Source organism: Halorubrum saccharovorum DSM 1137 (assembly GCF_000337915.1).
Taxonomy (GTDB): Archaea; Halobacteriota; Halobacteria; order Halobacteriales; family Haloferacaceae; genus Halorubrum; species Halorubrum saccharovorum.
On sequence record NZ_AOJE01000057.1, the window covers coordinates 90,188 to 112,569 of the forward strand.

25 protein-coding genes and 1 pseudogene are annotated in these 22,382 nt (G+C 56.6%); 10 read left to right on the forward strand and 16 right to left on the reverse strand.

The genetic code is table 11. From position 1 onward, the window contains the following. Positions 1–81: 81 nt before the first annotated feature. The 5 genes from C471_RS16535 to C471_RS09955 all read right to left on the reverse strand — a co-directional run bounded on the left by C471_RS16535 (position 82) and on the right by C471_RS09955 (position 4,399). Entirely contained in the window at positions 82–477 is a 396-nt protein-coding gene (locus tag C471_RS16535) for a hypothetical protein (protein ID WP_080505588.1), read from the reverse strand. A 119-nt stretch (positions 478–596) separates the two neighbouring features. Next, on the reverse strand, positions 597–3,377 hold the full coding sequence (gene acnA / locus C471_RS09940; protein WP_004048637.1) for an aconitate hydratase AcnA: 2,781 nt from the start codon (positions 3,375–3,377) through the stop codon (positions 597–599). A 96-nt stretch (positions 3,378–3,473) separates the two neighbouring features. Further along, a complete protein-coding gene (locus C471_RS18470; RefSeq protein ID WP_049909249.1) occupies positions 3,474–3,749 on the reverse strand; it encodes a DUF7521 family protein in 276 nt (91 codons plus the stop codon). A gap of 3 nt (positions 3,750–3,752) precedes the next feature. Next, positions 3,753–4,046, reverse strand: a complete 294-nt coding sequence (locus tag C471_RS09950) for a DUF7521 family protein (RefSeq protein ID WP_049909250.1) — start codon at positions 4,044–4,046, stop codon at positions 3,753–3,755. A 2-nt stretch (positions 4,047–4,048) separates the two neighbouring features. After that, positions 4,049–4,399 carry an ArsR/SmtB family transcription factor gene (locus C471_RS09955; protein WP_004048640.1) on the reverse strand — a complete coding sequence of 117 codons (351 nt, stop codon included), beginning with the start codon at positions 4,397–4,399 and terminating at the stop codon, positions 4,049–4,051. 164 nt (positions 4,400–4,563) lie between these two features. On the opposite strand from C471_RS09955, the gene C471_RS18385 reads away from it, so the two are divergent. After that, complete coding sequence (locus C471_RS18385) at positions 4,564–5,199, forward strand: cupredoxin domain-containing protein (RefSeq protein WP_004048641.1); 636 nt, start codon at positions 4,564–4,566, stop codon at positions 5,197–5,199. A gap of 56 nt (positions 5,200–5,255) precedes the next feature. Here the strand turns inward: C471_RS18385 and C471_RS09965 are convergent, their stop codons facing one another. Then, on the reverse strand, positions 5,256–5,789 hold the full coding sequence (locus C471_RS09965) for a hypothetical protein (protein ID WP_123624173.1): 534 nt from the start codon (positions 5,787–5,789) through the stop codon (positions 5,256–5,258). Between the two features lie 399 nt (positions 5,790–6,188). Between C471_RS09965 and C471_RS16545 the strand changes: the two genes are divergently transcribed. Next, on the forward strand, positions 6,189–6,704 hold the full coding sequence (locus C471_RS16545; protein WP_160163143.1) for a S16 family serine protease: 516 nt from the start codon (positions 6,189–6,191) through the stop codon (positions 6,702–6,704). A gap of 54 nt (positions 6,705–6,758) precedes the next feature. Here C471_RS16545 and C471_RS16550 read toward each other — a convergent pair whose 3' ends face one another. After that, positions 6,759–6,956, reverse strand: coding sequence for a heavy-metal-associated domain-containing protein (locus C471_RS16550; protein WP_080505595.1), 198 nt, complete (start codon positions 6,954–6,956; stop codon positions 6,759–6,761). 134 nt (positions 6,957–7,090) lie between these two features. On the opposite strand from C471_RS16550, the gene C471_RS16555 reads away from it, so the two are divergent. The 7 genes from C471_RS16555 to C471_RS09995 all read left to right on the forward strand — a co-directional run bounded on the left by C471_RS16555 (position 7,091) and on the right by C471_RS09995 (position 14,918). Further along, positions 7,091–7,681, forward strand: coding sequence for an AsnC family transcriptional regulator (locus C471_RS16555; RefSeq protein WP_080505591.1), 591 nt, complete (start codon positions 7,091–7,093; stop codon positions 7,679–7,681). 94 nt (positions 7,682–7,775) lie between these two features. After that, the gene (locus C471_RS09970) at positions 7,776–10,382 is read left to right on the forward strand and encodes a heavy metal translocating P-type ATPase (RefSeq protein WP_004048645.1); all 2,607 of its coding nucleotides are present in this window, start codon (positions 7,776–7,778) and stop codon (positions 10,380–10,382) included. A gap of 238 nt (positions 10,383–10,620) precedes the next feature. Next, positions 10,621–11,622: a DUF63 family protein gene (locus C471_RS09980; protein WP_004048647.1), complete on the forward strand. Its 1,002-nt coding sequence runs from the start codon at positions 10,621–10,623 to the stop codon at positions 11,620–11,622. A gap of 374 nt (positions 11,623–11,996) precedes the next feature. Further along, a complete protein-coding gene (locus tag C471_RS16560; RefSeq protein WP_239638655.1) occupies positions 11,997–12,368 on the forward strand; it encodes a DUF411 domain-containing protein in 372 nt (123 codons plus the stop codon). A gap of 339 nt (positions 12,369–12,707) precedes the next feature. After that, positions 12,708–13,439, forward strand: coding sequence for an ABC transporter ATP-binding protein (locus C471_RS09985; protein ID WP_049909257.1), 732 nt, complete (start codon positions 12,708–12,710; stop codon positions 13,437–13,439). After that, positions 13,432–14,169: an ABC transporter permease gene (locus tag C471_RS09990; RefSeq protein ID WP_004048650.1), complete on the forward strand. Its 738-nt coding sequence runs from the start codon at positions 13,432–13,434 to the stop codon at positions 14,167–14,169. The genes C471_RS09985 and C471_RS09990 overlap by 8 nt, the downstream gene beginning before the upstream one ends. Then, complete coding sequence (locus C471_RS09995; RefSeq protein WP_049909288.1) at positions 14,166–14,918, forward strand: ABC transporter permease; 753 nt, start codon at positions 14,166–14,168, stop codon at positions 14,916–14,918. The genes C471_RS09990 and C471_RS09995 overlap by 4 nt, the downstream gene beginning before the upstream one ends. 135 nt (positions 14,919–15,053) lie before the next feature. On the opposite strand, the gene C471_RS18105 is transcribed toward C471_RS09995, so the two are convergent. Further along, a complete protein-coding gene (locus tag C471_RS18105) occupies positions 15,054–15,293 on the reverse strand; it encodes an SHOCT domain-containing protein (protein ID WP_239638656.1) in 240 nt (79 codons plus the stop codon). Positions 15,294–15,464: 171 nt separating this feature from the next. Continuing rightward, positions 15,465–15,620: pseudogene (locus C471_RS18225) on the reverse strand (plastocyanin/azurin family copper-binding protein); the annotation flags it as partial. A gap of 144 nt (positions 15,621–15,764) precedes the next feature. On the opposite strand from C471_RS18225, the gene C471_RS10000 reads away from it, so the two are divergent. Next, on the forward strand, positions 15,765–17,021 hold the full coding sequence (locus C471_RS10000; protein WP_004048652.1) for an RNA-guided endonuclease InsQ/TnpB family protein: 1,257 nt from the start codon (positions 15,765–15,767) through the stop codon (positions 17,019–17,021). Positions 17,022–17,441: 420 nt separating this feature from the next. On the opposite strand, the gene C471_RS10005 is transcribed toward C471_RS10000, so the two are convergent. The 7 genes from C471_RS10005 to C471_RS10025 form a co-directional block, all read right to left on the reverse strand. Further along, positions 17,442–17,795 (reverse strand): SHOCT domain-containing protein, encoded by a 354-nt coding sequence (locus C471_RS10005; RefSeq protein WP_004048653.1) that lies wholly within the window; start codon positions 17,793–17,795, stop codon positions 17,442–17,444. A 6-nt stretch (positions 17,796–17,801) separates the two neighbouring features. Continuing rightward, the gene (locus C471_RS10010; protein ID WP_004048654.1) at positions 17,802–18,218 is read right to left on the reverse strand and encodes a DUF302 domain-containing protein; all 417 of its coding nucleotides are present in this window, start codon (positions 18,216–18,218) and stop codon (positions 17,802–17,804) included. 105 nt (positions 18,219–18,323) lie between these two features. Next, positions 18,324–18,671, reverse strand: coding sequence for an SHOCT domain-containing protein (locus tag C471_RS16570; RefSeq protein ID WP_049986201.1), 348 nt, complete (start codon positions 18,669–18,671; stop codon positions 18,324–18,326). Between the two features lie 63 nt (positions 18,672–18,734). Continuing rightward, positions 18,735–19,052, reverse strand: a complete 318-nt coding sequence (locus tag C471_RS10015) for a hypothetical protein (RefSeq protein ID WP_004048656.1) — start codon at positions 19,050–19,052, stop codon at positions 18,735–18,737. A gap of 272 nt (positions 19,053–19,324) precedes the next feature. Beyond that, positions 19,325–20,029 (reverse strand): DUF7546 family protein, encoded by a 705-nt coding sequence (locus C471_RS17135; RefSeq protein ID WP_152421886.1) that lies wholly within the window; start codon positions 20,027–20,029, stop codon positions 19,325–19,327. A 33-nt stretch (positions 20,030–20,062) separates the two neighbouring features. Continuing rightward, the gene (locus C471_RS10020; RefSeq protein ID WP_004048657.1) at positions 20,063–20,644 is read right to left on the reverse strand and encodes a helix-turn-helix transcriptional regulator; all 582 of its coding nucleotides are present in this window, start codon (positions 20,642–20,644) and stop codon (positions 20,063–20,065) included. A 125-nt stretch (positions 20,645–20,769) separates the two neighbouring features. Continuing rightward, positions 20,770–22,158, reverse strand: coding sequence for a permease (locus C471_RS10025; protein ID WP_004048658.1), 1,389 nt, complete (start codon positions 22,156–22,158; stop codon positions 20,770–20,772). Positions 22,159–22,382 lie beyond the last annotated feature (224 nt).

Here is a 22,382-nt window from a genome sequence, read left to right on the forward strand (position 1 = left end):
GGGCTACTGTGAGTTGACACGCCCTCTGAACAGGCTGGCATCTACCGAACATTCGCGAGACTGATGTGGTCGGGGATGATCCTACGTCTCCTTGTGGCGGTCTCTGTAAGTTTTTGCCCCCAGAAAAACGTATACTGCGCCGATAACTCGTACACCTGTCGTGAATTGCTCGTTCCATTCGATAGCATCTGGGCGCTCATAGAGGACCGTGGAAGCAAACTTGCGATACAGGTCGGGAAACATGAGGACAGCTGCACCGAACGCCCCGGTGAGATTCATCATCCACGCATACAATCGGCTACCAAGTAGGGAGATCACGACTATCAGAATTCCTTCTGATCGTATAGCTGGGTTTACCCATTTCCTTAGGGTGCCTTCACTGGGATTAGTGATCGCATGTTTCTCAAAGAGCGCAACTATCTTGTCCGGGAACAATGTAGTAACAGCTCCGAGGACGCCGATAAGTATCCGTATCATACGCTACGGTACGACCTATTCGGATTTAATATTCTCCACAAATCTACACGTCCGAGAACGGAGCCGGAACGCAGTATTCAGAAGTCCAATTATACAGAATAGACGAAGATGCAGAGTTACTACGTGAGTAGCTGTCTAAGGACGTAGTGGAGGATGCCGCCGTGTTCGATATAGGTCACGGCGGCCGGCGTACCGACCTGTGCCGTGACCGGGAACTCGACAGTCGAACCGTCCTCGCGCTCGGCGATAACTGTCAATTCATCTACCACGTCGAGACCGTCATCGAGACCGTGAATTGTGAAGACCTCCGACCCGTCCAGTCCGAGAGATTCCCATGAGTCGCCGTCATCGAACTGTAAGGGGAGAACACCCATCCCGACGAGGTTGTCGCGGTAGATGCGCTCGTAACTCTCGCCGATGGTTGCGCGGACACCGAGTAGGTCCGTTCCTTTCGCTGCCCAGTCACGACTCGACCCGGTTCCGAGCTCCTCGCCCGCCATCACGATGAGTGGGGTGCCCTCCTCGCGGTAGCGCTGGCTGGCTTCGAACACGGTCGTCTGCTCGTCGGTTGGGTGGTGGATCGTATAGCCACCCTCGATATTGTCGAGCATCTCATTCTCGATGCGGACGTTGGCGAACGTCCCTCGCATCATCACCTCGTGGTTGCCCCGGCGCGCGCCGTACGTGTTGAACTCGTGGGGCTCGACGCCGTGATTGAGCAGCCACTGGCCGGCAGGGAGGTCAGATCCGAATGGGCCAGCAGGGCTGATGTGGTCGGTCGTAACGGTATCGCCGAGCGTCAGCAGGCAGCGTGCGTCCTCGATATCGGCGACGCCGGGTTTCTTGAGGGGAAAGTCTTGGAAGAACGGCGGCTCTCGGATGTACGTCGAGTCGTCGTCCCACTCGTAGACGTCACCACTTGGCGCGTCGAGAGCAGCCCACCGCTCGTCACCCTCGTACACGGAGGCATACTTCTCCTCGAACATCTCCGGGGAGACGTTCTCGTGGATTGCTGCCTGCACGTCGGCTGCGTCCGGCCAGATGTCCGCCAGATAGACTGGGTCACCCTCAGCGTCAGTGCCCAGCGGCTCGTTCTCGAGGTCGATGTCCATCCGCCCTGCGAGCCCGTAGGCGACCACAAGCGGTGGGCTCGCGAGGTAGTTCGCTCGGACTTTCGGGTGAATACGCGCCTCGAAATTGCGGTTCCCCGAGAGGACACTCGTCGTCCAGAGGTCGTGGTCGTCGATCGCCTGCTCGATGGAGTCCGGAAGTGGTCCGGCGTTACCGATACAGGTGGTACAACCGTAGCCAACGACGGCATACCCGAGCTCTTCGAGATACGGAAGCAGCCCTGATTCTTCGAGATACTGCGTGACGACGCGGCTGCCCGGTGCGAGGCTCGTCTTGACGTACGGCGGGACGTCCAGGCCTTTTTCGACGGCGTTCTGGGCGAGCAGACCAGCGGCGATCATCACCGACGGGTTTGAGGTGTTCGTACAGCTCGTGATGGCACTAACCAGGACATCACCGTGACCGATTTCGACCGTTTCACCGTCGAGGTCGACCTCAACGCGTTTGGTTAACGGGTGCAGTTCGGACTCGGCCTCGACTTGAGCGCCGCCATCAGTCTCTGCGTCGGCTACACCCCCCTCACCGAGCCACCGCTGCAAGGCCTCTTCATCGACATCGTTGAGGTCGTGCTTGAACTCCCCGTGGAGAAGTCCTCGGAAGCTCTGTTTTACGTCCCCCATCGGGATTCGGTCCTGTGGTCGCTTGTGTCCGGCCAGACTCGGTTCGACAGTTGAGAGATCGAACTCGACGACCTCGGTGTACTCCGGTTCCTGTTTCCCGAACAGGCCTTGGGATTCGAGGTACTCGCGGACGAGGTCGATGTGTTCAGGGTCGCGCCCGGTGAGTTCGAGATACTCGAGCGTCTGATCGTCGACCGGGAACATACTGATCGTCGACCCCTGTTCGGGTGCCATATTAGCGATCGTTGCCCGGTCCGGGACAGTAAGGTTCTGTACACCGGGCCCGAAGAATTCGACGAACCGGTCGACGACGCCGACCTCGCGGAGTTGTTCGGTGATGTGAAGCACGAGATCCGTTGCCGTCGCGCCTTCGGGTAACTCGCCTTCGAGACGAACGCCGACCACCTCGGGGAGTTTCATCGTAATCGGTTGGCCGAGCATCGCTGCTTCCGCTTCGATACCCCCGACGCCCCAGCCGACGACACCGATACCGCCGATCATCGGGGTGTGGCTGTCCGTGCCGACGAGTGTGTCCGGCAGAAGCCAGTTCTCGTCATCTTGTTCGCGGGCGTGAACGACACGGCCGAGATGTTCGAGATTTACCTGATGAACGATCCCGGTTCCCGGCGGGACGACGTTGAAGTCCTCGAAGGCGTTTTGCGCCCACTTGATCGCGCGATACCGCTCGGCGTTGCGCTCGTACTCCAGTTCGACGTTCTTCTCGTAGGCGTCCTCGGAGTCGAAGTAGTCGACTTGGACGCTGTGGTCGATCACGAGATCAATAGGGATCTCCGGTTGGACCAGAGTGGGGTCGCGGTCTTTGCGATCGACTTCGGAGCGGAGGGCTGCTAGGTCGACCACTGCGGGCACGCCGGTAAGGTCCTGTAGGACCACCCGTGACGGAGAGAACGGCACCTCTGCGTCCGGAACGTCCGGCTCCCAGCCAGCAGCATTTCTGACGTCTGACGCGGTGATGGTTTCGCCGTCGACGTTTCGGAGCACCGATTCGAGGAGGATACGGATACTCACCGGGAGCGTGTCGAGTTCACAGAGTCCATGTTCTTCGAGTGCTCGAAGGTCAGCCATCTTGTACGTCGTCCCGTCGACGTCAAGTTCGCGGACGGCATCGAACGGGAGTGTGTCAGTCATAGTATCTGAATATGTGCTCGGGAGCGATATTAATCTCCCTCCGAATTCATTCCGATGGGAATCGGGATCCTGAATACTGTGACGGCGTTTCAGAACTCACCGAATGAAAGACCAGAGGAGGACGGCAAACCCACACGCCAACGCAGCGGATTCGGCAACATGCACCTGCGTGAGCGTTAATGCTGTGAGCTGGTAGAGAAAACCTTCTATGAGGACACCGAGCGTCATGAACCCGAAGCCGATCGTTGCGTCACGTAGGTATCGAGTCCGTTCCTGACGATACGCGCGAAAGCTGATCGCTGTCGTCGCCATACCCAAGAAGAGGAGAAAGACACGGACTCCAATTAGCGTGACTTCCCATCCAGTAGTCACGATTCATCGCCCCCCCTGTGTTGGCTGGGACATTTGTCCGTGTAGCGAATAAAGGATAATGAGCATACCTGCCGCGACAAGTGTAGTCTGGATGGTCCCAGCAACGAAGATGGACAACCCAACCACGTCGAAGAGAATGCCTTCGATTACGGACCCGACGCTGATGAATAGGAATCCGATAGCGACGTACAGCATTGGTTCGCTACCGTAGACCCTGTATCCACGATACGCTTGATACGTTATCGACAGCCCTAGTCCGACTGCGATGAGCTTTGCAATGACGAGTGCGGTGTGCATGGTTAGGTGTCTCGGATGTCGCCCCAGATACGCGAGAACCGCTGCGCGGCGTCCTCACGAACGTCCATCTTGATGTCGATCGTTCCATCTTCGATGTCGACATCGACGTGGTCAACGTTTGCTTCGTACACGCTATGATGGCTCCCGTCAGTCTCAATCTGTGTTTGTTCGACGAGCAGATCATTAGCGACCATATCTTCGACCCGGCGGTAAATCGTTGAGAGGGCAACGTCGCATTCCTCGCTCAGTTCCTTCGCTGAGAGGGGGTCCCGGCTCGTCGCGGCCAGAATCTGACGAACCCGTTCCTCCCCGAGGAGGTCTAATAGCTCGTCAGCGCGATGGTCCGTGGACACAGCTGTTCCTCGCAATACAAGTTAATGCCCTGCCGAAACGTATGTAACGACCAGTTTTGCGTCGCACGCAAAACAGCTCACCCGTCTATTTTCCCACCCCTCGTATTCTCACCTGTGAGGTGACCTACGCTATGACAACCAATTCAGGACTCACCCGGCGGCGAGTGCTCCAGTTAACTGGTGGTACAGCGGTTATTGGACTCGCAGGATGTACTGGATCGGAATCAGACGGCAGTGATAGTGGGGCCGAAAGCACTGCGGGATCTACCGAAGACGGAGGCGGGTCGGGGCATGACGAAGGAGAGAACAGTAGCGAAGGAGAATCGGGGCATGACGACGAGGAAGGTCACGATGAAGCCGTCGAGGAACCGAGCGATACAGCTGAGGTGGCGATGGTCACCGAAGACGGAGGATATCACTTCGAACCGCACGTCGTCCGCGTCAATGTCGGTGGGACGGTAACGTGGACTAACGAGAGCGGCAGTCACTCCGCGACGGCCTACCATCCAGACAACGACCAACCCCAGCTCGTTCCCGATGGTGCTGCAGCATGGGATAGTGGTCTCCGCTCGGAGGAAGGAGCGACGTTCGAGCACACTTTCGAGACCGAGGGCGTCTACCACTACTACTGTACGCCCCACGAGACGGTCGGTATGCTCGGGAGCGTCATCGTCGGCGACCCAGATCCACATGAACAGATCGCGCTCGAAGAGCCACCCGAGGAGAAACCAGATACTGTCCGAGAGAAGCTCACCGAACTGAACGGAATGGTTTCGAGTGCACTTGGCGATGACCACTAATTGCTGACGAACGCTCCCGGCATCTTTTCTATCGCTGCCGGACGCGGTTTAAGGAGTCATACCAGTAGGTTATACATAGCGTGTGCTATTGCGAGGGTAAGATACCCTCCCAAAAGGAAGAGAAGAGTTCTTCGAGGCAGTGATGGCAGGCCAATCGTGTCGGATCCGTGAATACGCTCACCGAGGGCATACACGAACCGACCGGCTACCAATGCGAATGGAAGATACACGAGTAGTATCGGGACAACCATCGCATCGAATCTGGCGGTGGCTTCAAGCCGGGACAAGTATTCGAGTTTGAAGATTAGTTCCAGCCCCCCAACAGTGATCCCGGATGCGGCGGTCGCCAAGATCCCCTCCGTTTTCGAGAGTAGTTGGCTTCGCCAGTAGCTCCAGAAATAGAAGACTACGATCAACGGAAGCAGTCGGACGAACGTTTCCTCGATAAAACCGACAAGAAGTATTCCGGTGCGAGAGGTCGTAGCCGGTAGGAGTACAAGCTCAACCTGATACGCGATCCAGACACCGACACCTGTCACTACAGCACTGATCGCCACAAGTGCGAAGAGAGAGCGGTACCTGGTGGACACGGCTGACTAATTGGGGATGCGTCAAGATAGTCGTGTGGAATCTAACACGGGAATACTCGTTTTTGCGCCGAATTTCTGACCGACACCATTCTTATATATTCACAATCGTTACCAAGTAACATAGTACCATCACTACCCACGAAACACTCCCAGAGTATGCCACCTACCGAACGAGAGACAACGTCCGCATCCACGTCTGACTCAAGTGACGACATCGTCTCTCGCATCGAGCGAGACCTCCTTTCGCGGAGAGAATTTCTTGCCGGACTGGGTCTCGGATCGATAGGCGGTGCCGGTGGAGCAGTCGCTCTCACGCGGTCAGATACCGATTTCCAGTCACTAGCGACACTGGCAGGCGGGGCGGCCTCTCTCCCGGACACACAGTTCCATCTTCCGGCAGTGGATGCAGCTAACTCGGGTCTCATTATCGCGACCAATTTCGAGTTTTCTGATGGCAACGGTGAGCTGTTTGTCAATCTGAACGGTATCGAGATCCGCCACGACCTCCAGCGTGCACTGGATGAGGCGAGACAAACTGCTACCCGTCTTACTGGTCGTTCACTTGGAGATACGGCTACGCACGTATCATTCGTCTCACCTGAGACGGGCACTCTTACACTCCGTGGAAAAAGCTGGGAAGCCGGCCTTACGGTTGCTTTTATTGCCAGTCTTCGCCAGCAGTCGCTGTCGTCTGAAACCCTCATCACTGGAATCGTTGCCGACGATGGCAAGCTGCTCCCGGTTGGCGGAATCAAAGCAAAGGCCCGGAGTGCCCGGGCGTTCGGAGCGACCGAATTGATTGTTCCCAGCGATACCGATTCAGATGTAACTATCGAGGGATTACGCGTGACACCCGTTGAATCGATCTCAGACGCACTTAGCCACTTGGCACAAACTCAACGTTCGGAGCAGTGAAGGCGAGATACGCTACGATGGGGCGTCGCTCGCCTTCTGTCGTGACGTGATAGCTTACGTAGAGGCGTCGTACCCGGCGTCTTCGACCACAGTCACGAGGTCATCTGATTCAGCTGTTCCTTCGACTGTCGCGGATTCCGAGTCCCGATCCGCAGTCGCCGATGTGACTCCGTCGACTTCTTTGAGTGCTTCCTCTACAGTTTGCTCACAGTGTTCACAGGTCATTCCTTCGACCGAGATGGTCTGACTCATATCCATACATGATTAGGGCCCCCTATTCTATGTGCTTTTCTGCTTAGAATCCAAAGTCATTCTGAGTTCAAAATCGCACTCTCAAAGGTTTATTTTGAGAAACAATAATGTATCCTGCGGTGCGACGCTATTGTATGCGCAACCTAGACGAAACAGATCTGGAGATTCTCTCGTTACTAGCCGAAAACGCCCGTCGTCCATTTAGCGCCATCGGCGAAGAAGTTGATTTGTCCGGGCCAGCTGTTTCCGATCGAGTCCAACGATTACAGGAAGCAGATATTATCAACAATTTCACGATCGATGTAAACCGGGCGCACCTTCGGGCCGGTGTTCCAGTATTCATTCAAACAGAAATCGAACCGGAATCACTCGAGGAGGCCCGTACGCGAGTCCGGGAATCGGACGGCATCGAACACGTCTTCACGACCTCAGAAGGCGATCTCTGGTTCTATGCCCGCGTTGAGGCACAGAACGTCCGTCAGTGGGTAGACAGTCTGTTTGATGGGCTTGGGATGTCTGGATATTCAGTCACCTTGATCGACGAAGCTGAATGGACGCCTTCGATCGACGGCGTCGAATTTGCTCTCACCTGCACTGAATGTAACAATACCGTCGACAATGAAGGTGAGACGACGCGCATCGATGGCGAGATCTATCACTTCTGTTGCCCATCTTGTCTCGCACGGTTTGAAGACCGCTATCAGCGGCTCGAAGAGGGTGTATAGTACGCTCTTTGGATTCCAAATTTTCTTGGTGTCAATAACCACCTTCTCGAAACAGTAAACCGCCTAAACATAGACCCCGTATAGTAAGATGAGCATGACAAGCCGAACAACCCATCTCGATATTACGGGGATGTCCTGTGCCAACTGTTCAGGAACGATCCAGGACACCCTTGAATCCCTTGACGGGGTATCGAAGGCGGATGCGAACTTCGCCACCGACGAGGGATCCGTGACCTACGATCCCGATGAGGTATCACTCCAGGAAATCTATGAAGCGATCGATGAGGCGGGCTACGGCATAGTCTCGGAGACGGTGTCTATTGCCATCTCCGATATGACGTGTGCCAATTGCGCCGAGACCAACAAAACTGCTCTCGAGAATACACCGGGTGTCGTCACCGCCGAAGTCAACTACGCGACTGACGAAGCGCAGGTCACCTACAATCCGGCAGAGGTGTCTCTCAATACGCTGTATGATGCTATTGAGGACGCTGGCTACTCGCCCGTCCGCGAAGATGGTGATGACGACGAGTCGGGCCAAGACGCACGAGATGCCGCACGACAGGCTGAGACCCAAAAGCAACTCAGACTGACCCTCTTTGGGGCAGTGTTGTCGGCTCCGTTGCTCTTCTTCCTCATCGACAAATTTCTGCTCGGTGGCGCGATCGTCCCTGATGCCGTCTTCGGCGTTGAAATCGGGTGGCTCGAGTTCCTCCTCGCCACACCGGTGCAGGCGATCCTCGGCTGGCCGTTCTATAAGAACTCGTACAAGGCGATCGTGAAAAACGGCCGCGCCAATATGGACGTGTTAATCGCAATCGGTTCAACAACCGCCTATCTCTACTCCGTGGCAGTCCTGTCTGAACTCATTGCAGGTGGGCTCTACTTCGACACGGCAGCGCTCATCCTCGTGTTCATTACGCTCGGTAACTACCTCGAAGCTCGGTCGAAGGGGCAAGCGGGCGAGGCCCTCCGGAAGCTCCTCGAAATGGAAGCCGAGACGGCGACCATTATCCGCGAGGACGGCAGTGAAGAAGAAGTTCCGCTCGAAGAAGTCACAACGGGTGACCGGATGAAAATCCGTCCGGGTGAAAAGGTTCCCACAGACGGCGTCGTTGTCGACGGTCAGTCCGCCGTCGACGAGTCGATGGTCACTGGTGAATCCGTCCCTGTAGAGAAGGAAGAGGGCGATGAGGTCGTCGGCTCGACGATTAACGAGAACGGCGTCCTTGTCGTGGAGGCGACAAAGGTCGGAGAAGATACGGCTCTTCAACAGATCGTTCAGACTGTCAAGGAGGCGCAGTCGCGCCAGCCCGACATCCAGAACCTCGCGGACCGTATCTCCGCGTACTTCGTGCCTGCGGTCATCGCGAACGCTCTCCTCTGGGGCATTGTTTGGTTCCTGTTCCCGGAGGTACTGGCTGGCTTCGTCGACTGGCTCCCGCTGTGGGGTCAGGTCGCTGGCGGCCCGGCCCCGGTCGGTGGGACCGTTTCCGTCTTCGAGTTCGCGATTATTGTCTTCGCGTCCTCGATCCTCATCGCCTGTCCCTGTGCGCTGGGGCTGGCGACGCCCGCAGCCACGATGGTCGGGACGACGATTGGTGCCCAGAACGGCGTCCTGTTCAAGGGCGGTGACATCCTCGAACGCGCAAAAGACGTCGACACGGTCGTCTTCGACAAGACGGGCACCCTCACGGAGGGTGAAATGGAATTGACCGATGTGGTCGTCTTCGATAGCGATGGAAATGCAGTGACTGACGGTGGCGAGCCGACGCCAGATGGTGGACAGATCAGCACTCGTGAGCGCCTCTCCGAGGACAACGTGCTGCGGCTGGCGGCGATAGCAGAAAGCGGAAGCGAACACCCGCTCGCGCGGGCAATCGTCGACGGGGCTGAAGAACGCGGGCTGGACGTGACTGAGCCCGACGACTTCGAGAACGTTCCTGGTCACGGGATCAAAGCGGTTGTTGGTGACAACGAGGTACTGGTCGGCAACCGCAAGTTGCTGCGAGACAACGACATCGACCCGTCACCCGCCGAGGAGACGATGGAACGCCTCGAAAACGAGGGGAAGACGGCGATGCTTGTCGCTTCCGAGGGCAAACTGGTTGGTGTAGTGGCTGACGCCGACACAATCAAAGAGAGCTCCAAGCAGGCCGTTACAGCCCTCCAAGAGCGGGGCGTCGACGTAATGATGATTACGGGCGACAACGAGCGAACTGCTCGTGCGGTCGCCAAACAGGTGGGTATCGACCCGGAGAATGTCCGAGCAGGGGTCCTTCCCGAAGACAAGTCTAACGCGGTCGACAGTATTCAAGACGAGGGCCGTCAGGCGATGATGGTCGGAGACGGCGTCAACGACGCCCCCGCGCTCGCGGTCGCGCACGTGGGGACAGCCATCGGCTCCGGCACGGACGTGGCCATCGAGGCTGCAGACCTTACGCTGATGCGCGACGACCCGCTCGACGTGGTGAAGGCGATCCGAATCTCGGACGCGACACTCCAGAAGATCAAGCAGAACCTCGTGTGGGCGCTCGGATACAATACCGCGATGATTCCCCTCGCGTCGCTCGGGCTGCTCCAGCCGGTGCTCGCTGCAGCAGCAATGGCGTTCTCGTCGGTGTCGGTGCTGACGAACAGCCTGTTGTTCCGGCGGTACACCCCCGATCACGACTACAAGCTCTTCGGGTTCCTTCGCTAACCGTCGCCTCTATCTCAATGTCGAATATTTCCCGCCAAACGGTTCGGAGGTACCTCGTCGAGACAGCCAGTAGCGAACCGACGTACCTCCGGGCTCACGAGATCGCCGGTGATCTTGACGGCTCTCCGAGGGCTGTCGCGCAATACCTCAGCCAACTTCAGGACGACCTCTCACTCGTCTCACTCGAACAGTGGGGGCGCTCTAAGAGCACGACGTGGCGCTTGGAGGTGAACGAGTCGTGAGTACTGTCACGCGACGCGTCGAAACCGCCCTTCCGGAAACAGGCTCACGCGAGTGGTGGGCGCTGTACCTACTTGCTCCGCCCGTCCTCATCGGTGCGGGAATCCTTGCGTTCCCGGGCCTCGTCTTCGACCAGTTCATTTGGCAGTACCTCTGGGGACCAGTCGTCGCTGACGCTGCCAGTGAGCCAGTCATGCATGAGGGGATTCGTGCTGTTCGGGGCTACAACGCGGTGAACACCGTAACCTACCTCGCGGCGGTCGTGTACAGCCTCCCCGGACTACGAGTGTATCTCGATCAACTCGACGTCACGTTTGACGCACGACTGGCCTACGGGTTCGCCCCGATCATTATCGCCGGCGGAGCGATGCGCGCCCTCGAGGACATCGGCCTACTCGGGGACTACGCGGTGTGGTTCATCACGCCGTCAATCTACTTTGTCGTTACCGCTGTCACCGTCCTCGCGCTCGGCATCGGCGCACTTGCGCGTGATCGGAATACCGGTTCCATTCCGTCAACGGTCGGGCTTATCGGGTCGGTGTGGGCTGTCGGTGCTGTCGGGTGGGTGCTTTGGTACGGCCTCTCGACGTCGACCCCGCTCCGTCTGTGGGTTCCTGTCGCAACGACGGGGATTGCTCTCGGGGCGACCGCGCTCTACTACTGGGGAGCGAGTTTCGTCAATGTCACACACCTTCGACACCCGCTGATTCTGCTGGCCGTCTTTGGCCAGCTGTGGGACGCTGCACAGAACCTCATCGGTGTGACGTTTCTCGGCTACTCCCCCAAGCTGGTCGTCACGAATCTCGTATACCAGGCGACTGGATTTGCCGGATCGACGTTCGTGCTGAAACTCGTCGTGACTGTCGGCATCGTGTGGTATCTCGCTGATGCGAAAGAGGAGATGAACCACACATGGTGGTGGCTTATGACGTTCTTCATCGGAGCGATCGGGCTCCCGATGGGCGTTCGCGGGTCACTTCGGATGCTACTGGGGGCCTAACAACGGCCTCGGCGATGTACCGCGCTTTCTGTTAAGAATCGAAACCGGCCGAACGGTATCTGGGATGGTGGATTGAGGCGTTCACCGCGCGTAGCCTTGCTGGATCACTCCCGTTTCGAAAGAAAACAGAGTGGAGTGTGGGACCGGCGTGTCCTAGAATAGACAATCCTACCGAAGGCGACTGTGATCACATTCCGGGTTATTAGTAACAGGGGTAAAGCGTATGGGAACTACTGTTGTATCGTCTAATAATGCCGCAACCGTGGAATCGTCGTCGGGTGCTTCAACATAGTGGTACAATCGGAATACTAGGTCTTACAGGCTGTCTAGGTGGCTCAAGCACGAACTCATGGGATATTGATGACCCAGTAGCAGTGGCATCAGCACAACAATTTAACTCACCAGGATGTAGCTGTTGCGAGCAGTATGCATCATATCTTCGTGAGAATATCACTGGTGACCTCTCAGAGACCGTACCGGATGATATCCAAGCAGTAAAGCAGGAATATGGGATCCCCGAAGACCTCCAGAGCTGTCACACACTCGTCCTCACAGATTACGTCGTAGAAGGACACGTCCCGGTCGAAGTAATCGCCCGGCTTCTCGATGAAAACCCACCGATAGATGGAGTTGCACTCCCTGGTATGCCATCTGGGACACCGGGGATGGGTGGAGAGAAAGATGGCTCGTTAAGCATATACGCTATTGACGGCGATAAAGCCGGAGCTGAGTACACTGAGGTATAGATTCAGAGATACAGTAGATCTGCAACTGATGTTCAGACGGCTTCTCTATGGGTTCGGATACACCTTCGCGCGTCTCATCTTTTTCAACGCGAAACTTCAACAGCTGTCTTGAAGCGGGTTTGTATCGCGTTCTGGCTTGTTGGTGATCCAATTCAGAAGCTTTCCCGTGTAAACTGTGAAACAGCTTATAGGAGACAGTATTCAGAAAATCAAGAGGTATCTAACACGTTGAGTCCAGCGTCAGCTCTGTATGCAATCTCTGATTATTCACGGGGTTGCTACTGATAGTTTAGATTTGAAACAGTAATCGCAGTAAATGAGGAGCGTGTGTATTCATCTATGGAAGCGCCCACAACCTCCACGACAGAGGCTACCACCAGCGAGGTACTCGTCCGTGCTGATGAGATTGAAAAAACGTACGGGTCAAACCTCCCATTTACACGATCGGTTCCCGTCCTCACCGGTGCCAATCTGGAAATCCGAGCAGGAGAAATCGTCGGAATCGTCGGGGGGAACGGTTCGGGGAAATCCACGCTTATGAACATCCTCGTCGGCGTCCTCAAGCAGGATTCCGGAGCAGTTGAACGAACAGGGACGGTTGGCTGGTGTCCACAAGAACCACTGCTTTACGACCGCCTGACGGTCACAGAGACGTTCCGCCTGTTCGGTTCCGGATACGGAATGACCGCCGAAGAAATCGACGAGGCCAAACGCCGATTCGCATCGAAACTCGATTTCGAGCAGTACCTTGACTATCGAATCGACCAACTCAGCGGTGGAAACCGACAAAAAATCAATCTCAGTATCGCCCTAATGCATGATCCGGACGTCCTCATGCTAGACGAGCCCTACACCGGGTTCGACTGGGAGACATATCTCATCTTCTGGGACCTCGCCGACGAACTTGCTGCCGACGGAACAGCTGTCGTAATGATTTCACACTTGATCGAGGAGCAGAGCCGTCTCGACCGTATCTACGAGGTTCGTGATGGACACGTCTACGACGTGACTGAGCGGGAAAGTGAGACCGAAGCGACGACCGGTGAACGGAGGAGAAAGGCCGATGAATAGAATTCAAACGGGGATCCGGACGAACGTCTCCACCTTCCTCAGGACCCCCCTGAATGTCGTCTTAGCACTCCTCCTTCCGGTTGTCGTTATCGAAGGCTGGGGACAAGCGATGGCGGGGTTGCCAACTCTGCCGACAGTTGAGGCGATTCCGATCGATCTGGGTCGCCTCCTCGGAGCGATATTCGGTGTCGCCATCATCGCCGGCCTGATGGGACTCGCCCAGATGATTAGTGCGCGTGCAGCCGATCGACGACTCGTTCAGACAGGCTATCCACCCCGAACACTGCTTGCGACTCGATTAGCGACGCTCGGAGGGGTCACGGTCGTCGTGGCTGCCGTGAACTACGGCGTGCTCTGGCTGACGATTTCACCGGAAGCCCCTGTCCTGACGTTCGTATTCCTCGTCCTCGCCGGCCTCGTCTATGCGTTTCTCGGTGCGCTCGTCGGTGCACTCCTTCCGCGACTGTTCGAAGGCTCGCTCGTCGTGGTGTTCCTCGCGATGATGGACGCGTTCCTCAGTGGCGACAGCCCGCTGGCTGCTGACATTCCTGAGTTCGTGGAATACTTCCCGCTCTATCATCCGAAGGAACTCCTTCAGGAGGCGATGTTCCAAGGTACATATACGACGGGCGACCTCGGCTTCGTTGCCGGATACCTGCTCGTCTTGCTCGTGCTCGTCACCGTAGTGTTCGGAGTGACGATGCGCACCAGTGGTGGGTGGTCCGCATGAACCGTACGACAACGGCGTTCTCGATCGGCATCAAAGAACAGGCGCGTAACTACGTCCTCGTCGCTCTGCTGGTCGTCTTACCGGTCTCGTTCATCACGTTGGCGTTCGCAGTCACCCAGGATGTCGAGATGCCGGTTCGGACGCTCGTCGACGGTGAGACGGCGACGGTCATGCGGGGGATGCCTGAGGTCCACGGCGTGATTATGACGCCGATTACGAGTGCTCTCATCGCCGGACTCGCCGGGTTGTTCCTGATGCGAGAAGCCAAAGACACGGACGGTCGTCTGGCAGTCGCTGGCTATCGTGCATGGCAGGTAATCGCTGCCCGGTTTGGGGTTCTCGCAGCAATTACTCTCATCGTCACCGGTGTCTCAGTTGGTGTGATGCTCGTCGATTTCCAGCCCGAGTATCTCTGGTGGTTCGTCGCAGCGATGCTCGTCGTCTCGGTCACGTATGGTCTCATCGGGATGCTCGTCGGGGCCGTCTTCAACCGCCTAGCCGGGATGTGGCTGATGCTGATTCTCCCGATGCTCGATATCGGACTGTTTCAGGATCCGCTGTTTATTCAATCTGAACCTGATTGGTGGATGAAACTCTTTCCGGGCTATTGGCCAGTCCGTGTAATGGTCGATACCGGACTCACAACCGACGTAGATACGGCTCTCTCGTTGGTGTGGGCTACTGGATATCTTCTCCTCGTAGCCGTGCTCGCAATTGGTGTTTACTACCGAGCCACACAGGCGAGTTGATCACAAGAGAAATCAGTCATAAATGGAACAAAACAGGTCACGGGATCGTTCTGAAATCAAAGGTATCGGTGAGGGCGGTATTCTCTAATCCCCGAATCACTTGACCCCGGTGAGTTCACCCTCTCACGGTGGCAATCAGTTGGAGATGTCCTCATCAGTAGCATCTAATCGCTCACGGCGACGTCTATACTCCTCCTCGTCAATTTCGCCCCTGGCATAGCGGTTCTGGAGCGTTTTTCTGGCTGAGTCGTCGGTAGCCGATCGAGGAGAATTTTGGTTTCCAAGCCAGTAGAGCCCCCCACCGAGAACGCCCAGCATTCCGAGTACACCACCAACAGCTGGTAGCCCTCCAACTCCTCCGTTGCGGCCACTCATCATTCCAGAACCACCTCGTCCCATCATTCCACCACCAGTATTCCCGCTTCTATCGCTGCTTGAGCCGTAGGCGACTGTACCCTGGTCAACAATCGCCTCACTCGATGGGACCTCACCATCCGGGATTGGCCCCTCCTCTGCCGGTCCGCTAGGACTGCCAACCACTATCCGTCCGACCATCCCAATCGACTTGTGCGGGATACAGTAGTAATCATACGTCCCTGGCGTTTCGAACGTATATTCGAAGCTCCCGTCTGAGATCGTCCCACTATCGAATGTGGAAGCGCCCTCCGGAATACGATCAGAGTACGCCGTAGCGGAATGTGCCCCCGCTGCGAGTTCAACTGAAGCGGTAGCGCGGAGTCCCCTTCCTCAAGGAGCGACCGAAGGGAGCGAGTAGGGAGGGGAGGAGCGCGTTCGTATCTGTCACAAACACCAGCTTATAAATAGCCACTCATACACATTGAAACTGTGGCAGACGACTACGTGCGTCGGACGGCAATCACTCGTCTCTCGGTAGACGCTGAGCAACGCGAGTTGCTTGAGGAAACCATCTCCGAGTGGAAGCGTGGGTGCCAACTCGCCACGGACATGGCGTGGGGGAAGTGTAACGCCAAGAGCGACGTACAACCCCTCGCCTACGACGACGTGCGCGAGGAAACCGACCTCGGTAGTCAGCACGCGATTCTCGCCACCCACCAAGCCGCCCAAGCCATCACTGGCTGTCTCGAACGCCGCTCGAACGGCAAGCAGGTCAGCAAGCCCACGTTCACCGCACCCACGGTAACGTACGACACTCGAACGATGACGCTGTTCGATGACGATACAGTGTCACTCTCCACGACGGAGAGTCGCGTCCGATGTGAACTTGCCCTCCCTGAAGCCGAGGATGGCTACCAACGGCAGTACCTCGACGCCGACCACTGGAGCGTCACGGAAAGCACACTCACCGCTCGTGACGGCGACTACTTTTTGCACATCGGCTTCCGCCGACCCAAGACCGACACTGAGCGAGACACCGCCGAGGACGGAACGGTTCTCGGGGTCGACCTCGGTATTGAAAACCTCGCCGTCACCAGCACAGCACGATTCATCAATGGGCGCGAACTCTCACACAACCTCCGCGAGTTCGAGAAAGTCCGTGCGGGACTCCAACAGACAGGCACGCGAAGCGCCCACAGAACGCTCGAACAATCAAGTGGACGCGAACTACGATACGTTCGTGACGTGGTTCACCAAGCGTCGAACGCGATTGTGGATGAAGCACTTCGATACGAGTGCGACGTGATCGCGTTCGAGGACTTGACTGACATCCGCGACCGAACGGGTGCGTCGTGGGGGCACAAGTGGGCGTTCCGAACGCTGTACGAGCAAGTGGAGTACAAAGCCGAAGCAGTCGGCATCTCTGTGAAGCAAGTGGGGTCGGCGTACACGTCGCAACGGTGCGCCGAGTGTGGATTCACGGCAGACGAGAATCGCCAAACTCGCACGGACTTCCGGTGTGTGAAGTGCGAATCGGAAGCGAATGCGGATTACAATGCGGCGAAGAACATCGGGATGCGGTATGTCCGTCGAGGCCAACAGTCGCCTCGGCGGACGGGCGACAGTCAACTCGCCCTAAAGTCTGGAACGGTGACGCCAAGTGGCGGATTCACCGCCCACCCGGACGGGTTTGAGGCTGAGTTCACGGACAAGCCCCTCCCTCAACGAGCGAACCCGTCAGGGTGAGCGAAGTAGGGTGGGGTTGTTGACATTGAACGGTTGTCCCGGGATCAACACGTAGACCGATTGGGTCGAAATAATTGTTTCCCATCTCCACGATGGGCGTCTCCTGTGCGTTCGCTGACTGAGCAAAGCCGGTGCCGGCGACCGCGCTGGCACCGACAATGCCTAAGAATTGACGTCGGCTGTGATGTGTCATGTGGTCTGTATCATTCGTCAGGGGGTAGCTACGCGCGATACTGGTACGAAGACTTCGGACGTGACTCACTCCGAACTTGTCGCTTGTTCCCATTACTACTCATAACCATATGCTGAATCGAGCACATCATTTCGATGTAACGGAACGATGCTACCGAACGGTTGGTTTCGATACCCTCGAGTCGATCCGCAGGTGTTCAAACGGGTGAAACGCGGTTTGGGTAGTGGTCACTCTGATTGTTCGAGCTTTTCTCGTCGGGCTTCGAACTCTTCGTCCGTGAGATCGCCACGAGCGTACGCCAGACGGAGCTCTTCCATCGCGGGATTATGAGACGTCTGTGTCTCGCTCATCTGCCGAAAGATAAGATATCCACCGCCCAGAAGCGCAAGGAGGAAGATGAGCGGGACGAGCATACCGATGAAGGGCCACCAACCACCTGTGGTACCGTACTGGCCCATCATTCCTCCGTATCCCATCATCCCTCCGAACCCCATACCCATTGTGAGCAAGGGAAGGAGGATGAACGCTCCGAGGACGATGAGCAGTATCGTCGTCGTATCCAGTTGATCCGATGATGCCATCAGAGATCAGGCCTCCGATGCGGATCCGAACTCGTCAGTTACGGCTGCCAGTACGCGGTCGAATCGTTCGCTGACCTCGGTCGCGACGGAGTCAAGCGCGTCGTTATCAGCGATCCCGACTAACTGTTCCGGGTCGACCGCACTCACCACGATGACGCCGTCATCGTTCTCGTAGACGATGACGTTACAGGGCAAGAGCGCACCGAGTTCAGTTTCTACACTCAACCCTTCGTATGCCAGCGGAGGATTGCACGCACCGAGGATGCGATACTGGCGGAACTCCTCACCGAGTTTCTCCTTGAGCGTCGCCTGAATGTCGATGTCACAGAGAACACCGAATCCCTCGTCTTTGAGCGCGGCATTCGTTGCGTCGACGACATCGTCGAACTCTCCATCAATCTTGGTTTGTATTGTGTAACTCATGTAATACTGTATCCTGTTTACGCACTTAAGCGTTCGGTCCCGTCGCCCCAACTGGCAGACGAGAATTTTTTCTCGACGATGCTCCTTCTATTTCGGTCATGGGCACTACTCGAGTTGCTTTCGTCGACGTTCGAACTCTTCATCGGAGAGTTCACCGCGAGCGTAACGCTCACGAAGAACCGAAAGCGGCCGACTATCACTCCTCTCAGAATCTCTGTTGAGGAGTGAGTAGACGAGATAGAGCGGGACGACGATTAGGAGCCCCATCCAAAGGAAGCTCCAGAGGCCCATTCCACCGCTGAAGACCCCCCAACCGCCGCTACCCATCATACCGCCGCCGTAGCCTCCACCACCGTGAGCCGCTGCGGTGCCCGTTGCTACAATCAACAGCGGAACCGCTAGTATTGCGATTCGACGAGTCGTCCGCCCGAGAGTGTTGGTGTAGTGTGTCATTGTGATCGTTGAGTCAGTAAGTCGAATATCTATCGTGTCAGACGAGGATCCGAACAGGGATCGTTAGCAGCCGTACCCCTGTCCGTTCATCCCCGTCGCGGTGTGATTGTCGTCCGCCATATCTTGGGCCATCTCGTCGACGGTCACGCCCATGTGCGCTTCCATCTCGTCAACGGCATTCGGGCCCATGTAGTCGGTCATGTGACCTTCCATCCAGGCCGCCCAGTCTGCTGCACTACCATCGGCTGGCGTCCCTTCAGCTGCCGTCTCGTTCCCCTGGATCGGTTCGTCACCGTGTGCGCTAACTACCGGGGCGGCAAACGCGAGTCCGACAATCGCGAGCACCACGAGCAGCCATCGTCCGAGGTTTCGGTTGGTCATTGTTTTTCGCCTCAAGTAGTCATACGGTGGGTTCGGAGTTATCTTCGTGGGAGTGAACTCAAACAGGAGAGCGTTCAAGAACGTCTATAACGCCATCTAAACGTTTTCTACTGACGGGATCGTTCATACCTGCCGAATTCGAAAGGATCAGAGGAATGGTGAGAGCAAAGGGGATCCGTCGAGACTGTTCACCTCATTGCGGCGATCCAGACAATAACCACGGTTCAGGCGGCGAGGGAGGCTCGGGTATTGCTGACCACGAACGAGATGGATCAGTTCCCTCGGAACTGGTGATACTGCCTCGTGAGTGCCTGACGATGGTAGAGGATTCCAATTGTCATGAGGAACAGAACGGTCGCAATTTCGTAGCCATACGCACCAAGCAATAACATCGTTGAAGAACCACTCAGTCCGCCTGCAAGTAGTACGGCAAACAACGGGCTAACGCAGGCAGGGCACGCCACAATCCCGACTATTCCTCCGACTGCCGACTGCGAGAAATCAAGCAATGCATCATAGACGAGATACGCCAGCGCGAACAGGCCAACCGCTTGGTAAGGAATGAGCGAGACCGTGATCAGGTTACCTGTATAGACGAAGACCGGACTCCATCCCAAAGATCGACCCCACGTTATTCCGAAGCCGCTTGGTCCAGTGAGTTGCCCGAAATGAGAGGTGCTCGGTCCAAGTAATCCTGAAAAATAAAACATCACGATGAGATATAGAGCAACGACAAGTGCGGCACCAATACGATACACTCGACGTTTCGTTACAGGTCGAGTGTGCCAGATCACCCAGACTGAGGCGGTGAACCAAATAAATGGAAGGACGAAATGGGTCCACCGGCTCCCCATATCTCCTGTGAAATATGCGTACACCAACCCGGCGATCAACTGTGCGGCGAGGAGGAGATTGAGCCACGTGCTTGACTTGAGAACCCGGCTAATGCGATCAGTTTCGAGTGTTGCTTGTGACATGATGGGTAGTGTTAGTATGAATTTCTACGTCTGTTAGTTCTGCAGGTCATCACTCGGATACACGCGGTAGGTTCGACCCTGTCGTTCCCGATACAGCAGCCCGCGCTCCTCGAGTGAACTCACGGTCTGGCTCACTTTACTCTTTGAGAACTCAGATCGATCCCGAAGTTCGATCTGCGTGATTCCAGGCGAGTTCAGGACGGGTTCAAGGACGCGTCGTTCATCATCCGGTAAGAGATCGAGAACGCGCGCTTGCGGATCCGATTCAGGATTGATAGGCGTCGCCGGCGAGGCGTCATCGTCTATCGATGTAGGCGTTGCCTCCGATACCTGATCGGGGTCGATGTGATCCGCTGAGTCGGTTGTCGAATCGATGAGATTCCCTCGAACCACGTAATAGATGCCACCGATACTGCCTGCGACCAGAAGGGTTCCAACCACGTACCAGAGAGGATCTGGACCGTGAATCGCCCCCATAGACGAGTCCATCATCGGCCCCATCGACTGCTCGATAGCGCGACGCTGTTGATAGGCCCGCCAACTGAGTAGTCCGCCAGCCAAGAGGACGAACCCAAGGAGCACACCAACGACGGTATCCGCTGGACGTTGGTTCATATGACATCCCCTTGTTTCGATATCTGACTGCTCATACAATCAATTTTGGCGCGACAGGTGTGACAATTGCGGATTGAAGGTGCGATGATGAAGTGCTTCACAGCGGATGAACCACAGTACATCTATCAGTGATCGTGATCGTGGTTTGTTATCTGCGGGCTTTGATCAGCAAATTCCGTGGGCTCTTCCTCGAATGCCCGCTTACAGGTCTTCGAGCAAAAATAGTACGTCGTCCCATCGTGGGACGCACTCGGGCCCTCATCGTCGGTTCGCATCCCGCACACCGGATCTCGATACTGACCTGGTGCGCCGAGTCCCCGCCGGTAGACATACAGAAGGAACCCGGAGAGCGCAAAGGCGATAATATTGAGGTAGAACGTGTAGTTGAGCTCGAAGTACGTCTGTTCAGTCGCCGTCTCGCCGCCCGCCAGATCTGGAACGATACCCAGCGCGTCGAACAGCAGCTCCATGAGGAAGCCGGAGAACGCCATCGTGACGAAGAAGACGCCGAGGATGTACAGCATCACCTTCCAGCCGTAGTACTTCCGGTAGACGTTCAGGACGGGCACGGTGATGAGGTCGGCGTAGACGAACGCGATGATCCCGGCGAAGCTGACGCCACCACCCCAGAGCGCGACGGCGAACGGGACGTTGCCCATACTGCCGACGAAACTGAGGACGGCGATGATGACGCCCATGACGGCGTTCTCGGCGGTCACGAGCAGGCCGTCGCCCTGAATGAACAGCGTGTTCCACACCCACTGCGGGACGAAGACGATGACGAACCCAGAAATAAGGAAGCCGGCGACGATGTCTTTCCAGATCATCGACCACTCCTTGCGGTACTGATTCCCGACCTTGTACCAGCCACCCCACGACAGCAACTCGTCACGCCACCCGCCGCTACTCGACGTCTCCTGGCGATAGGTCTCCATACAGCCCTCCGAGCAGAATTTGAGCGTCTCACCGCCGTCGGTCGTGAGCGTGTACTCGTCTTTCCCCTCCATCCCGCAGGTGGGATCTTCCGTGACGCCCGCCTGGCGGTCGCGCTCGTTGAGCTTCTCGCGGACTTCGTTAAACAGGTTTTCGGGAAGCGTGAGGTGGACGATGGCGGCCATGACGGCGATGAGAATCAGGCCGCCGAGCAGTTCCGCGACGAGGAACTCCCAGCCAAGCAGGATGAGAATCATCAGCCCTAGTTCGACGATGAGGTTCGTCGACGCGAACATGAACGCGAGGAAGTTCACCGCGTGCGCCCCCTTCTTGAACAGGCCCTTCCCGATGGCGACGGCGCCGAAACTACAGCCACTGCTTGCTGCTCCGAACACAGTCGCCTTGGTAAGTCCAGTTAGATCGCCCTCACCCAGCACCTGTGCCATCCGCTCCTTCGAGACGTAGACCTGGACGAGACTCGTAATCGTGAGGCCCATGATGATCGCCCACGCCGCCGTCCAGAGAAATCCGACACCGATACGAAGGGATTCAAGAACTCCGTCGATTATCGTCGCCTGCATAGGTGTATCATTGTAGGGATCATCTATTGCGGTTTTGGTTAGAATATACTGCCTATGAGGGTATCAGTACTATGGCATCGTAACCGTCGGCCATAGATGATCTATCGTGAAGAGGGGAAAACATTGCAAACCTCCACAAGCTCCACGGAATCCGACTTCAGATTCAAAAGGGGAATCTGATTAAATCACGCCGACGTATTAGAGGCTAATGGGACCAGTAGAGA